At 62.7% G+C, this 12,634-nt stretch carries 13 protein-coding genes; 6 read left to right on the top strand and 7 right to left on the bottom strand.

The window, feature by feature from the left end; genetic code table 11:
* Nucleotides 1–6 precede the first annotated feature (6 nt).
* Nucleotides 7–384, bottom strand: coding sequence for a tautomerase family protein (locus ACP2YO_RS38335; RefSeq protein ID WP_426436242.1), 378 nt, complete (start codon nucleotides 382–384; stop codon nucleotides 7–9).
* 415 nt (nucleotides 385–799) lie between these two features.
* Between ACP2YO_RS38335 and ACP2YO_RS38340 the strand changes: the two genes are divergently transcribed.
* Both ACP2YO_RS38340 and ACP2YO_RS38345 read left to right on the top strand, forming a co-directional pair.
* The gene (locus ACP2YO_RS38340) at nucleotides 800–2,197 is read left to right on the top strand and encodes a glycerophosphodiester phosphodiesterase family protein (protein ID WP_426436243.1); all 1,398 of its coding nucleotides are present in this window, start codon (nucleotides 800–802) and stop codon (nucleotides 2,195–2,197) included.
* 291 nt (nucleotides 2,198–2,488) lie between these two features.
* The gene (locus ACP2YO_RS38345) at nucleotides 2,489–3,649 is read left to right on the top strand and encodes a DUF2652 domain-containing protein (RefSeq protein ID WP_426436244.1); all 1,161 of its coding nucleotides are present in this window, start codon (nucleotides 2,489–2,491) and stop codon (nucleotides 3,647–3,649) included.
* A gap of 127 nt (nucleotides 3,650–3,776) precedes the next feature.
* Here the strand turns inward: ACP2YO_RS38345 and ACP2YO_RS38350 are convergent, their stop codons facing one another.
* Nucleotides 3,777–4,529: a hypothetical protein gene (locus ACP2YO_RS38350; protein ID WP_426436245.1), complete on the bottom strand. Its 753-nt coding sequence runs from the start codon at nucleotides 4,527–4,529 to the stop codon at nucleotides 3,777–3,779.
* Between the two features lie 149 nt (nucleotides 4,530–4,678).
* Here ACP2YO_RS38350 and ACP2YO_RS38355 point away from each other — a divergent pair, with 149 nt between their 5' ends.
* Nucleotides 4,679–4,966, top strand: a complete 288-nt coding sequence (locus ACP2YO_RS38355) for a winged helix-turn-helix transcriptional regulator (RefSeq protein WP_426436246.1) — start codon at nucleotides 4,679–4,681, stop codon at nucleotides 4,964–4,966.
* A 289-nt stretch (nucleotides 4,967–5,255) separates the two neighbouring features.
* On the opposite strand, the gene ACP2YO_RS38360 is transcribed toward ACP2YO_RS38355, so the two are convergent.
* Nucleotides 5,256–6,896, bottom strand: coding sequence for an acid phosphatase (locus tag ACP2YO_RS38360; RefSeq protein ID WP_426436247.1), 1,641 nt, complete (start codon nucleotides 6,894–6,896; stop codon nucleotides 5,256–5,258).
* A gap of 66 nt (nucleotides 6,897–6,962) precedes the next feature.
* On the opposite strand from ACP2YO_RS38360, the gene ACP2YO_RS38365 reads away from it, so the two are divergent.
* Nucleotides 6,963–8,213, top strand: coding sequence for a cytochrome-c peroxidase (locus tag ACP2YO_RS38365; RefSeq protein WP_426436248.1), 1,251 nt, complete (start codon nucleotides 6,963–6,965; stop codon nucleotides 8,211–8,213).
* Nucleotides 8,214–8,271: 58 nt separating this feature from the next.
* Here ACP2YO_RS38365 and ACP2YO_RS38370 read toward each other — a convergent pair whose 3' ends face one another.
* The 3 genes from ACP2YO_RS38370 to ACP2YO_RS38380 form a co-directional block, all read right to left on the bottom strand.
* Nucleotides 8,272–8,472, bottom strand: a complete 201-nt coding sequence (locus ACP2YO_RS38370; RefSeq protein WP_426436249.1) for a hypothetical protein — start codon at nucleotides 8,470–8,472, stop codon at nucleotides 8,272–8,274.
* Nucleotides 8,473–8,648: 176 nt separating this feature from the next.
* A complete protein-coding gene (locus ACP2YO_RS38375; RefSeq protein ID WP_426436250.1) occupies nucleotides 8,649–9,185 on the bottom strand; it encodes a PRC-barrel domain-containing protein in 537 nt (178 codons plus the stop codon).
* A 78-nt stretch (nucleotides 9,186–9,263) separates the two neighbouring features.
* Entirely contained in the window at nucleotides 9,264–9,641 is a 378-nt protein-coding gene (locus ACP2YO_RS38380; RefSeq protein WP_426436251.1) for a PRC-barrel domain-containing protein, read from the bottom strand.
* Nucleotides 9,642–10,040: 399 nt separating this feature from the next.
* Here ACP2YO_RS38380 and ACP2YO_RS38385 point away from each other — a divergent pair, with 399 nt between their 5' ends.
* Both ACP2YO_RS38385 and ACP2YO_RS38390 read left to right on the top strand, forming a co-directional pair.
* A complete protein-coding gene (locus ACP2YO_RS38385) occupies nucleotides 10,041–10,778 on the top strand; it encodes a response regulator (protein ID WP_426436252.1) in 738 nt (245 codons plus the stop codon).
* A 2-nt stretch (nucleotides 10,779–10,780) separates the two neighbouring features.
* Complete coding sequence (locus ACP2YO_RS38390; protein ID WP_426436253.1) at nucleotides 10,781–12,133, top strand: ATP-binding protein; 1,353 nt, start codon at nucleotides 10,781–10,783, stop codon at nucleotides 12,131–12,133.
* A gap of 15 nt (nucleotides 12,134–12,148) precedes the next feature.
* Here ACP2YO_RS38390 and ACP2YO_RS38395 read toward each other — a convergent pair whose 3' ends face one another.
* Complete coding sequence (locus ACP2YO_RS38395; protein ID WP_426436254.1) at nucleotides 12,149–12,472, bottom strand: hypothetical protein; 324 nt, start codon at nucleotides 12,470–12,472, stop codon at nucleotides 12,149–12,151.
* Nucleotides 12,473–12,634 lie beyond the last annotated feature (162 nt).

The following is a 12,634-nucleotide window of genomic DNA, read 5'->3' on the forward strand; positions in this document are numbered from 1 at the left end:
ACGGGATCAAGACGCGTATTGGGCCAGGCCATTGCCGAACGACCAGTTCTCCTTCTTGACCTCGACGAGGTTGATGAAGACGTCTTCCGGGCGAACGCCAAGCGCCGACAGGCCGCCGGCGATCGCCTTGTAGAGCGCTTTCTTCTGCTCCAGCGCGCGGCCCTCGTTCCAGGTGATCTGGATGATCACCAGATCGTCGCTGCGGTGGATCCCGAGATAGTTCGGATCGAACAGGAAGTTTCCGGCGTCGTGCTCGCTGATGATCTGGAATCGATCGTCCTTCGGCACCCCGACGCTCAGCATCGCCTCGTACACGACATTGCCGACATCCCGCCGAAAGGCGGCATCCTTGCCCTTGCGAAGATCGATCCGGACGAGCGGCATGACTGTTCTCCCGACGGTTGATGATGGCATCATTGCGCTCCGGGTGACTGATCTCACCCGACTGAGGCGGCGTGCCGCGGGTCTCTTCCCTGCGCGGCACGCTCGCCCGACGTAGTCGGTGACGCAACGACATTCAATGAATGATAATTATCATATAATCATATTCGTGCGAGCCGGCGCCTCCCAATGAAGCCGAGGCCGATCCCGGCATCTGCTTTTGCGATGGCGTCCCGGCGAACCGCGTCCCCCTCATTTGCAGGTCGGGGCCTATCCCCAGGAATTTTTGCCTGCCCGGGGCCGCCCGGCGGTCATCCGACTGTCAGAGAACTGAGACAAGAAGACAAACGCGTGGGCCTTATTCGGCTCGGCCCTGTGGCATACGAAGCGATGCCAGGTCAAAGATGGAGGCTAGGCCATGAAGCACGGTCGTTCACGACGGAAACTACATGTTGGAGCGATGCTGCTCGGTGCGGCGGCTTTGGCGCTCCTCCCGGTATCGATGGCGTCTGCGCAAACTACCTCAGCGCCATCAGGCGCCAAGCCCTTCCTCACCCTCGATGGAAAGCAGCCTTTGGTCATCGGGCATCGCGGCGTGCCGGGGCTGATGCCTGAAGAGACCGAGGCATCTTATGAGCTGGCCGCGGCCCTCGGGGCCGACTCCCTCGAAGAAGACCTGCACCTGACCAAGGATTGCATTCTGGTCGCACGTCACAACCCTTGGCTGAGCGACAATACCAACGTGGCCGAGGTGGCGAAGACCAATGCGGCGGTGGCGGCCCGCAAGCGCACGACGCCGGGCGTCATGGTCAAGGTGAAATGGCCGCAATCCGCCGCAAGCGGGCCGGCCGAATATCCCACCGATCTCGTTGATCCCAGCGATCCCAAATCGGTGCTGAAAGCGCTGATCGTCGACGGCGACGACCATACCAATGATTGGTCGATCACCGATTTCACGATGGCCGAGCTGAAGAACTGGATCTCCGGCACCACCTATGATGCGGCCAATGAAAGGCCGAAGGTGTTCAACGGCAAATTCCCGATTATCAGTTTCCAGGAGATCGTCGACCTCGCCAAGGCCAAGAGCAAGGAGACGGGCCGTACCATCTCGGTCTATCCGGAAACCAAGAATCCGACCTGGAATAATGCCCAGGCGATCGCCAATGGCTGCGGCGCGCCGGGCAGCCACCCGCTCGAGGATGCGCTAATCAAGATCATCAAGGACAACGGCCTCAACTCGAAGGACGCTCCCATCTTTGTTCAGAGCTTCGAGCCCGGCAGCCTGAAATATATGCGCAGCCATGGCCTGGAGACGCGGCAGGTCCAGCTCATTGACGGTAACGGTGTCGACTTCAAGGCCGGCAAGGTCCTCCTCAACAACATCGCCAATTCCCGTCCGTACGACTGGACCGTTGCGGGTGACGGACGCGGCTTCGATGCGATGCTGACCCCCGCGGGCCTTGCGGAGATCAAGACCTATGCCGACGGCATCGGTCCGTGGAAGGTTTACCTCGTCCCGTACAAGATTTCGCCGTGGAAGGACAGCAACGCCGACGGCACGCCCTACAAGGGATCGACGCCGGACGCTTCGACGCAGGAAGCAACCAGCGTCATTGCCGACGCGCATAAGCTTGGTCTGTTCGTGCATCCCTTCACATTCCGAAACGAGAAGAAATATCTGGCTGCCGACTATCACGGCGACCCGGGCCTGGAAGATCTCAAGTTCTTCCGTCTCGGCGTGGATGGGATCTTTACCGATTTCACACACACCGGCGTTGCCGCGCGCGCTACCTATCTCCGCGAACTGGGCTGGTGAGGCCTGGAGCACCATAACGCCAGGTTGATTGGCTCAGCCACAGACTCGCTGCACCTCTCCCGCTTGCGGAGGAGGTCGGATCGCATCGCCAGACGCAATCCGGGTGGGGGCTCTCTCCACGATACGACTCGCGGAGAGACCCCCACCCTAGCCCTCCCCCGCAAGCGGGAGAGGGGACGCAGTTTCTATACTTCTGCCCGGCGCTTTCCTTGGCCCTCGACTGCGGAGGGCGCGGTATGACAAACTGCGCGTCCGCACGATCGGAGCGAACCGATTGCGTTGGAGGTCTCGATGCTTCCGAAGGCTGAAGCGGCATATTTCGCTATTGCCGACATCTCCGGCTATACGAACTTCCTCGCGGCGGTCGAGCTCGAGCACGCGCAGGACATCATCGCCGATTTCATGGACACGATGGTGAAAGGGCTGCGCCCGCCATTTCGCCTCGCCAAGTTCGAGGGCGACGCCGCGTTCGTCTATACGACCGACGAGAAGATCGACGGCTCGCTGCTGCAGGACGCGATCGAGGGCGCCTATTTCAAATTCCGCCGGCGCCTGCGCAACGTTCGCCAGGCCTCGGCTTGCGAGTGCCAGGCCTGCGTCGCGATGGGCGATCTCGATTTCAAATTCGTCGTCCATCACGGCGAGATGGTGAAGCAGAAGATGGGCGGCAGAGAAGAGCTCGCCGGGCGCGACGTCATTCTCGTGCACCGGCTGCTCAAGAACAATGTCAGCGAGAAGATCGGCGGGCGCGCCTACGCGCTCTACAGCGATGCCGCGATCCGCGCCATGGGCGTCGACCCGCTGGCGCAAGGTCTCATCGCGCATCACGAAACCATCGACATCATCGGCGACGTGATGCTGTGGGCGCGTGATCTCGACGCGGCATGGCGGCAGGAAGACGCGCGAATTCGCAACGAGGTAACACGCGGCGACGCATGCGCCACGTTCGAGTTCGATATCGCCGCCCCACGGCAGACGGTGTGGGAGCATCTCACCGTGCCCGGGCAATGGCAGAAATGGTGGGACGCCGACAACATCATCGAGGATTCCGGCAAAGCGCGACGCGGTGTGGGCACCAGGAATCACTGCATGCACGGCAAAGCGACCAACATCGAGGAGACGCTCGATTGGCGCCCCGTCGACTACCTGACGGTCAGCATCGCGCTTCCGGTTCCCGGCGCGCCGCGGATCGTGGTGACCCGCGCCCTTCTGGACGGTCCAAACGGCACGACGCGTTTGGAACTGCGGATCGCCAGGCCGAAGCCGAAGGACAAGGCGTTCGTCGAGGGCGCCGCGGCCAAATACGGCGAACGCATGAACCAGGCGATCGCCGACTTGCGCTCCATGGTGGAAGGTAAGCAGGCCGCCTCGAGCGCCGTGGAAGAGCCGGCGCTGAAGCTATCGACCGGACGCTTCCTGACCGAGCCGGTGAAATCGGGCGCGCCACGCTGAAACCGTCATGTCGAGCGAGGCGCCGCCTGCCATAGCGGCGCGCTCGCATCGAACTCGCGGCAGCCAAGATAATTGGACGAGGGCGACACTCGGCCGCCCTCGTGGGCGGTTGATCGGGCGAGACGGATCACGCCGCGGCCAGCCTGCTCGTCGAGGCGCTCTCTCGCCTCAGCCGCCACAGAACCAGGCCATGGAGCATAAGGGCCAGCGGGACTGCGAAAGTAGGGACCATCACCAGCGGATAGGATGAAATGAGGAGGTTCGGCGCATCGAAGGCCAAGAGGTGGGGTCGACCCGGGGACGTCATTGCCCCCATGGTCACCGCCACGATGAGGTCGGCGATTCCAAAGAGGCACCAACCGTAGGTCGCCCTCAGAGCGCCTGGCGCCTTTTGCGCCAGCAGCACGGCCACGACGACGGCAAGGCAGCCTGTCATCACGTCACCAATCCCTGCAGGCAGCGCGAATTGCCAGGGCAGGCGTCCGTCCGCCCAAAGGACGAGGAAGATTCCACCTCCGATGCGGTAGACTTGGGCCGCTACGATCCAGTGCAGCGGTATCGCTGAGACGAGGCTGGCAATTCTTCCCGACAGCCGCAGGCCCACGGCAGCGGTCGCCAGTGGGATCAGCAAACCGAACAGCAAAGTCGGCGCCGCATTCTCGCTGGCCGCAAAATACGCATTTGCCGAGCCCAAATACTGAGCGACGGCCAGCCACGCAATGAGAACCACCGACAGAACAGCCGCGGTTGCGTAGCGCGACTGTGCGGGTCCTTCCATGCGTGTCGCACCGATCCAGATCAGGCCTAGTGCAATAGCCGCTACGAGGGGCCGGATGGCCGCCTCGAAGGCCACGAGATATTCGGGGATTTGCGGTGTCATCGCACAACTCCATTGGCTGTTGTAACTATCATTACATGATGTCACTAGTTTTTTTGTAGTCAATTGCCAAAGTCGTGATGGCCGGGTAAAGCGGACCTATGCCAAAGCAAAAGCCCCAAAAGCCCCAAAAGCCCGCAGCGGAAGGCCCGGTGGCCTACACACTCAGCGTCATTGGATCGAGTTGGACTTGCCTTATCCTGCGCGACCTCCTCCAGCACGGTGCGAGGCGCTTCCAGGATTTGCAGGACTCGCTGGATAGCATTGCGCCAACGACATTGTCGGAGCGTCTCAGGACGCTCGAACAGAATGGCGTCGTGGAGCGGCGGTTCTATTCGATGAGCCCCCCGCGGGCCGAGTACGTGCTGACCGAGAAGGGTCGCGACCTCGGCCCGATTGTGGGTGCCATGCGAAATTGGGGACGCAAGTACTCGAGTTGACCCGCCTCGCCTCGTCTAACAACTTGGCAGGCGATGGAGCTTATCACCGACAGATTTGGCTTTCCGAAGAGTGGCCTCGCGGCGTATTCGGCAGCTGATTGTCGCGGCCTGGGCAGCATCCGCGCTTATCGCAATGACCGTAATTGGCCCCAAGCCCGATACGAAGCTCAGGCGGCGTAGGTGCTGGCTGTAGGTCTTTGAGAAGCAGGCTGTGCGATGACGCCGCCCAGCCTCCGCGTCACTTGGCCTCAAGCATCACGTGGTCTCGAGCATCACTTGGTCTCGAGCATCATTTGGCCTTCAGCACCAGGGCGCTGGTCAGGTCGCCGAGCGGTTTCTGGTCGTGAGCGGCGATCGCGGCGTCGCGCACGGTGATGCCGTGCAGGGTCGGCAGCTCGAAACGGCGCGTGACGAAGCGCAGGATCGAGGTCGTGTCCATCGGCGTATGGTCGACATAGCCGCGGCGCGCATAGGGGGAGACGATGATGGCCGGGACGCGTGAGCCGGGGCCCCAACGGTCGCCCTTGGGCGGCGCCACGTGATCCCACAGGCCGCCATTCTCGTCATAGGTGACGATAACAAGCATGTGCGGCCATTGCGGGCTCTTCTCGAGATGCGCGACCAGATCGGCGACATGGGCGTCGCCCGACTGGATGTCGGCATAGCCCGAATGCTCGTTGAGATCGCCCTGCGGCTTGTAGAAGGAAACCTGCGGCAGCTTGCCGTCGTCGATCGCCTTAATGAACTCGCTGCCCGCCAGCCCGCCGTCGCGCAGATGCTCGGCACGCGCAGCGGTGCCGGGCGCGAAGCTCGCATAGTAGTTCAGAGCCTGGTGGTGATACTGGAAGTTCGGGACCGGCGACTTGTTGCCATGGTCGAGCACATCCTGCCAGGCACCGCCATACCACGCCCAGGTGACATGCTTGAGGCTGAGCATATCCCCGATGGTCGGCTCAAGCTGCGGCGGCAGCGTCGTCGGCTTCGTCGGATCCGCATAAGCCTTGTCGCCATCTTTCGCGGGGTCGTTGCCGCTCGGCTGATAGGGCGGCTGCATGGTGTTCACGGCGTAGAAATCGGGGGTGAGATTGCCGTCGCTGACATATTTCGGAATGCCATCCACCGCGGATTTCGGCGAGTTGGCGGCTTCCTTCAACGTCACGCCGTCCGCCTCCACAACTGATATCGACGGCTTCGCCGGATTGGTGTCGGCATTGGGATAGGTGGGCGCACAGGCGCAGACCAACCATTGGTGGTTGAGAAAGGAGCCGCCGAACGCTCCCATGAAGAAATTGTCGGCCAGCGCATATTTCTCGGCAACCTTCCACATCGCCGTTTTCGATCCGTCCCAGAGGCTCATCACCAGAGCGCCGGAGTCGGCATGGGCGACGAATTTGTCGTTGCGCCCGCCATTGATCTGCATCTGGTTCTGGTAGAAGCGGTGCCAGAGGTCGTGCGTGATGGTGCCATAGCTGAGCTTGAAGCCCTTCGGGTCGTCCAGATAGAAGGGGCGATTGGGGAGATGCTCGGTCTGGGCCTGGGTCACCGGCGGCGTCACGCCCTTGGCGGTCAGGCCGTCCCAGATCGGCGGCAATTCGCGGAACGGCTTGCCGTCGCGATCGCGCTGGAGGCGGGTCGAGGCGGCCGCCTTCGACACGCCGTTCGCACCCGGGAAACTACCATAGAGATTATCGAAGCTGCGGTTCTCCGCATAGATCACCACGACCGTGTCGATCAGCGCCAGATCGGCGGCGGCATCCTTACCCGAATGAGCCAATGAATGCGAACTGGGACCCGGACCATTTCCGGCTGCCAGCGCCGGGCCGAAACCACCGATGGAGAAACCCAACGCACAAAGGACAACCGCCGATTTCGTTCGCATTCGAGCCCCGCTCACCTGATTGTTGCTATCGTTCCGTTCGGTTTTCGTCATAGCCCGGACGCTCACCGAAGGCACGTTCCACCATGAAGGTGTCCAGCCATAGGCTCGGTTTGCAACATGCGGATTAAGCAGTGGGTTTTCTTATCGGCGATTGTCTCGGCGATAGTCCTGCCGGCCCTGATCGTCGTTCCCGGCCAGGCCGGGGCGGAGATGTCACGCGCCGAGGCGCGCCGGCAGGCCGAGCGGCTCGGCGCGCTCGGCCAGGCGCTGTTTTTCGATCCATCGCTCTCGCCATCGGGCCAGCTTGCCTGTTCATCCTGCCACGATCCCGCCCACGGTTTCGGTCCGACCAATGCCCTCGCGGTGCAATTGGGGGGTGGCGACATGCGCCAACCGGGGACGCGTGCGGTCCCTTCCCTGAAATATCTGCATGTGGTGCCGCCCTTCACCGAGCATTTCCACGATTCCGAGGACGAGGCCGACGAAAGCATCGACAACGGCCCGACCGGAGGCCTCACCTGGGATGGTCGGGTCGACCGTGGCGCCGACCAGGCCAGGATTCCGCTGCTGTCGGATTTCGAGATGGGCAATCGGAACGAGGCCGACGTGGCCCGCCGGGTGCTCGCTGCGGGCCATGGCAAGGAGATCGCGGCAATTGCCGGACTTAAGGGGCCCAACAAGGCAGCCGCCGATCCGGCAACCGTCTACAAGACGGCCCTCAAGGCGCTCGAAGTGTACCAGCAGGACTATCAGACCTTTTATCCCTATTCGAGCAAATATGACGCAATGCTGGCCGGCAAGGCCGAACTCAGCCCTGAGGAAGCGCGCGGGCTCGAGCTATTCAATGCGCCGGACAAGGGCAATTGCGCCTCCTGCCACATCAGCAAGCGCGGCAATGACGGCACCCCGCCCCAGTTCACCGATTACGGGCTGATCGCGCTCGCGGTGCCGCGCAATCCTGACATTCCCGCAAACAAGGACCCGGCCTATTTCGATCTCGGCCTGTGCGGACCCCTGCGCACGGATTTCCTGAAGCGCGAGGATTATTGCGGCCTGTTCCGGACGCCGACGCTCCGCAACGTCGCGCTGCGCCAGACCTTCTTCCACAACGGCGCGATGCATTCCCTGCGCGACGCCGTGCGGTTCTATGTTGAGAGAGAGACCCGGCCCGAAATCTGGTACCCACGCAAGGCCGACGGCAGCATCGACAAATATGACGACCTGCCCGAAAAACCGAAGGCCAATGTCAACATGGATCCGCCGTTCGACCGCAAGGCAGGCGAGGCGCCAGCCTTGACCCCGGCCGAGATCGACGATGTCGTCGTCTTTCTCGGAACCCTGACCGACGGATATCAGCCGGCGAAATGAAGGCTGGTTGCCCGCCTCCAAGTCTCCGCCTCCAAGTCTCCACTTCCAGGTCGCAGCCTCAGTCTCCGGGCAGGCCGAGCAGGCTTGCGACCGTCTCGGCCCCCTTGCCGGAGGCGGAGATTTTCCCATCGTCCCTGACTTCCACGGCGGCGCCATTGGAGAAACTGAGGGACCAGCCATCATCCGTGCCGTTCCGGCGCCGATCGGTAAGCCCGATGCCGGCTGCGGTAATCACTGCAGTAGCCTTGTCGACATCCATGGTGGTCACCTCTTGCAAGCGTCGGAATATTCCCGATCGGTGTCGTGAAGTCGAGGGGGACTCTAGGCGAAACGATTGGCGGCAATATGAACCAGGCGGAGGTTTGCGCGATGTCGAACAAAAAAACGCGTCCGGGATCACCGGGCGCGTTTCTGTTTCTCGGATGATGCGATGCGTTACTCGGTCGAGTACTTGAACTCCGGCATCGCCTTCAGCTCGTCCTTGGTCGCGTTGAAGATCGCGTGATCGGGATACCAGGGATTCGACTTTGACGTTGCCGTAGGCGCGGTCGTGGCGGCGCCCGTGGTGGTCGTCGACGTCTTGGTGTTGCCGGCGCCCGTGTTCGACGCGCTCGCACCGGTATAGGCGACGGGCTCGTTGGAGAACTTTACCTTCTCAAGCGGCACGGCGACCAGATGCTCGCCCATGCCAAGGAAGCCGCCGACACCGATCACCACTGCCTTGATGGCGCCGCCCTTCTCCATCAACAGGTCGTTGATCGAGCCGACGCTCTCATTGTTGTCGTTGTAGACCTTGAGTCCAACCATCTTGGAAGCACGCCAGTCGCCCTGAAACGAGGTCGGCGACGCCGACGTCGTGGCCGCAGGGGCCATTCCGGCCTTGTCATTCTTGTCGGTTGGTGTCTGCGCGAACGCAACGCTCGCAAGCAACGCGGAGCCGGCGATGCCGGCGACGATGGATTTGACTAACATTGATGGGCTCTCCTCACTTCGCAAAATCGATACGTGAAGAACCCGTAATCTCCGCAACCGTTCCTATGGAACGTGCGATCAAAAGCCGCCCCAGTAGGGCGGAACGCCGTAGAAGCGATGCAACTCGGCTTCCTGTGAACGATCGCCCCAGTCGAAATCCTTGTCGGCGCGGAACGAAGGTGCGCGCTTCAGCTCGTCATCGTCGATGTCGAGCTGATAGGCCTCGAACTTCGGATTGTAGTGCAGCCGCGCCCACGGCAACGGGATCAGGTTGGTTCCGATGCCGAGGAAGCCGCCGAAGCTCATCACGGCGTAGGACACTTTGCCTGAAACCTTGTCGATCATCAGCCGTTCGATGTGACCGATCATGTCGCCATTGGGCCGCCGCACCGCGGTGCCTTCGACGCGATCGCTTGCAATGAGTTGATGCGGCCTTGTCATGACGTCCGCTGCCATCTCACCCTCCATGCCTGAAAGATTGAATCAACTCGGCGTCAGCGGCACTGGTTCCGTCGCAATGCGGCAGCCACCCTCCCCTTTTTTGAAGCATGGTTACGATGCGGCCAGCCGATGGAACGAGCTGGAATTCAGAAAACGGGGCCGCCCGCTTGAATACCGCCTTCGGTCGACCGACGACTGCAGCGATCACCAGCGGACGGCACCCCGATCGGGCCGGCCGGGTGTCTCCCAAATCCTGTCGATATTTCAGCACCTTAGGCTTGATGACAGAACGATAACTTTTCAGGGTGCCGGGGAACTGTTAGTTGCTTATGGCCGTGCCGCGCAACAGTGTGGAAACATACTGAAACAAGATTCCTCAGCCGCTCTCCCCGAATCACGGACAAAAGACTCGGTATGACCCAGGCAGCGCCCAATATCCTTGTCGTTGAGGACGATCGCGAGACGCGGGCCCTCATCGCAAAGTATCTCCGCACCAATTCCTGCAACGTCACCACCGCATCCGACGGCCGCGAGATGGCCCGGGCGATGGCCGACCACCGGGTGGATCTTCTGATCCTCGACGTCATGCTGCCGGGCGAGGACGGCCTCAGCCTGTGCCGCAAGGTGCGCGCGGAATCGCAGACGCCGATCATCATGCTGACCGCGCGCGGCGAGGACGTCGACCGCATCCTCGGCCTCGAGATGGGCGCCGACGATTACCTGGCAAAGCCGTTCAACCCGCGTGAGCTCCTGGCGCGGATCAACGCGGTGCTGCGCCGGCAGACTGCCGCCCGCAATGCCAGCGCGATCGAGGGCGCGACCACGCTGTCGTTCCTCGGCTGGCGCATCGACATCCGCCTGCGCGAGCTGCGCAATCCCGAAGGCGCGCGGGTCGCGATGACCAGCGCCGAATTCGACCTGTTGCGGACCTTCTGCGAGCGGCCCGGCCGCGTGCTGTCGCGCGACAGCCTGCTCGACCTGACGCAGGGGCGCAGTGCCGGCTCGTTCGAGCGCTCGATCGACGTGTTGGTCAGCCGCATCCGCCGCAAGATCGAGCCCGATCCGCAGGAGGCCACCATGATCAAGACGGTGCGCTCCGGCGGCTACATGTTCACCCCGAGGGTGGAGGCGGTCGCCGCCACGACCAACTGACCATGAAATTCCTGCGCGTATTGAGTCTGCGGAGGATCGGCGCACAGATCGCAGCGCTGGTGGTCGTGTCGATCGTCGCGCTGCATCTGATCTTTACCGCGAGTTTCCTGATCCACCGCCCCGACCGGCCCGAGCAGTCGGATCGCTGGCACACCCAGCTCGCCGCCGCCGCGCAATTGCTCGGGCATGCCCCGGCATCGGAACGGCCGCGGCTGAAGGACGATATCGCGCGCGCCTTCCCGCAACTCGCGATCGGCGACCTGCCGGCGGGTGCAAGTCAACTCAGCGAGCCGGACGCGCCAAGCCTGCACGCGCTGCGCCGGCTCGGGGCCGGCTATCACGTCTTCCTGCTGCCGCGCGAGCCGGGCGCCAATTCGCGGGACGACCAGTCCCGCCGCGTCGGCATTCGCCTGCCCGACGGCGAGATGATATCAGCCAATTTGATGCCGGATCAGCACATGCGGCCATTCTGGGGCGGGCCCTGGATGATGACAGTGCTGTTCGCCGTCATCTGCGTCACCCTGCTCGGCCTGTGGGCTGCATGGGCGCTGACCGCGCCGCTGTCGTCCTTCGTCAAGGCTGCGGAGACCTTCAGCCTGAGTGGCGCCGCGGCGCCCCTGCCCGAGCGTGGTCCGGAGGAGATCCGTTCGCTCGCCAAGGCCCTGAACCGGATGCGGGAGCGCATCACCGCGCTGATCGACGACCGCACCAAGATGCTGGCCGCGATCAGCCACGATCTCAGGACGCCGATCACGCGGATGCGGCTGCGCGCCGAGTTCATCGAGGACGAGACCCATCGCCATCGCATGCTGCGCGATCTCGACCAGATGCGTTCGATGCTGGAATCGGTGCTGTCGTTCCTGCGCAATGACCGCAGGCTCGAGGAGATGACGCTGGTCGACATCGCGAGCACGCTGCATCTGGTCACCGACCAGTTCACCGACATGGGACACAAGGTCACCTATCAGGGTCCGCAGCACGCGATGGCGACGGCGCGGCCCGGCGACCTGCATCGCAGCGTCACCAATCTGGTGGAGAACGCGGTGCGATTTGGCGGACAGGCCACCGTCCACCTCGACGTCAAGCCGGACCACATCACCATCGACGTCGAGGACGACGGCCCCGGCATCTCCGACGCGCACAAGGCCAACGTGCTGGAGCCGTTCGTGCGCGGCGACAACGCACGCAACATGGACGAGGCCGAGGGTTTCGGCCTTGGCCTGTCGATCGCCAACGCCATCGTGCTCGCGCATGGCGGCACGCTGTCGCTGCACGACCGGCAACCGCATGGGCTCGTGGTCCGAATCCAGTTGCCGGTGCAACACCAGCAGCAAGCCCGGAGATCGGCGGCCTGATCAGGCGGCCGGACTTTACGCCGCGAGCGGGGTCAGTTGCGCGTGGTCGTAGATCGCGATCGCTTCGAAACGATAGTTGCAGGCGCGGCAATTCCACAGATAGGTGGTGCGGCCTTCGCCGTGCTCCACCCAATCCGGACGCAGGATCGGCCTGCCGCATTGCGCGCAAGGATTTTCGCGAGGCGAATAGCCGGACTCCTGACGGGCCAAATCCTGACGAGTCATATCTTGACGAGTCCAACCTTGAGGAGTCATGGCGCATCTCCCTGGAGCGTTTGTGGCGTGATGCTGATTGGACAGATGGGCTGACTCAAACCAGCGCACGCTGTTGGCGCGCATTGTACAACTCCGGTGAGTCGTTTGCACGACAATCCGCACTCGCGCGGCGTGCGGCAAAATCGGCTCCGACAATTTGAAGCAACTTCGCCGGCTTCGCTCCCCGTTCATGAAATACCTCTTGGAATACCTCTTGTCGCGCGGAGGTTTTGCCACATTCCTGCC

Source organism: Bradyrhizobium genosp. P (genome assembly GCF_049949265.1).
Lineage (GTDB): Bacteria > Pseudomonadota > Alphaproteobacteria > Rhizobiales > Xanthobacteraceae > Bradyrhizobium.

Excerpts from the sequence above, each read along its gene's own strand:
- ACP2YO_RS38340 (WP_426436243.1), top strand. The coding sequence starts at position 800 with ATGAAGCACGGTCGTTCACGACGGAAACTACATGTTGGAGCGATGCTG.
- ACP2YO_RS38390 (WP_426436253.1), top strand. The coding sequence starts at position 10,781 with ATGAAATTCCTGCGCGTATTGAGTCTGCGGAGGATCGGCGCACAGATC.
- ACP2YO_RS38350 (WP_426436245.1), bottom strand. The coding sequence starts at position 4,529 with ATGACACCGCAAATCCCCGAATATCTCGTGGCCTTCGAGGCGGCCATC.
- ACP2YO_RS38375 (WP_426436250.1), bottom strand. The coding sequence starts at position 9,185 with ATGTTAGTCAAATCCATCGTCGCCGGCATCGCCGGCTCCGCGTTGCTT.
- ACP2YO_RS38380 (WP_426436251.1), bottom strand. The coding sequence starts at position 9,641 with ATGGCAGCGGACGTCATGACAAGGCCGCATCAACTCATTGCAAGCGAT.
- ACP2YO_RS38395 (WP_426436254.1), bottom strand. The coding sequence starts at position 12,472 with ATGCGCGCCAACAGCGTGCGCTGGTTTGAGTCAGCCCATCTGTCCAAT.
- ACP2YO_RS38335 (WP_426436242.1), bottom strand. The coding sequence starts at position 384 with ATGCCGCTCGTCCGGATCGATCTTCGCAAGGGCAAGGATGCCGCCTTT.
- ACP2YO_RS38370 (WP_426436249.1), bottom strand. The coding sequence starts at position 8,472 with ATGGATGTCGACAAGGCTACTGCAGTGATTACCGCAGCCGGCATCGGG.
- ACP2YO_RS38385 (WP_426436252.1), top strand. The coding sequence starts at position 10,041 with ATGACCCAGGCAGCGCCCAATATCCTTGTCGTTGAGGACGATCGCGAG.
- ACP2YO_RS38360 (WP_426436247.1), bottom strand. The coding sequence starts at position 6,896 with ATGACGAAAACCGAACGGAACGATAGCAACAATCAGGTGAGCGGGGCT.
- ACP2YO_RS38365 (WP_426436248.1), top strand. The coding sequence starts at position 6,963 with ATGCGGATTAAGCAGTGGGTTTTCTTATCGGCGATTGTCTCGGCGATA.
- ACP2YO_RS38345 (WP_426436244.1), top strand. The coding sequence starts at position 2,489 with ATGCTTCCGAAGGCTGAAGCGGCATATTTCGCTATTGCCGACATCTCC.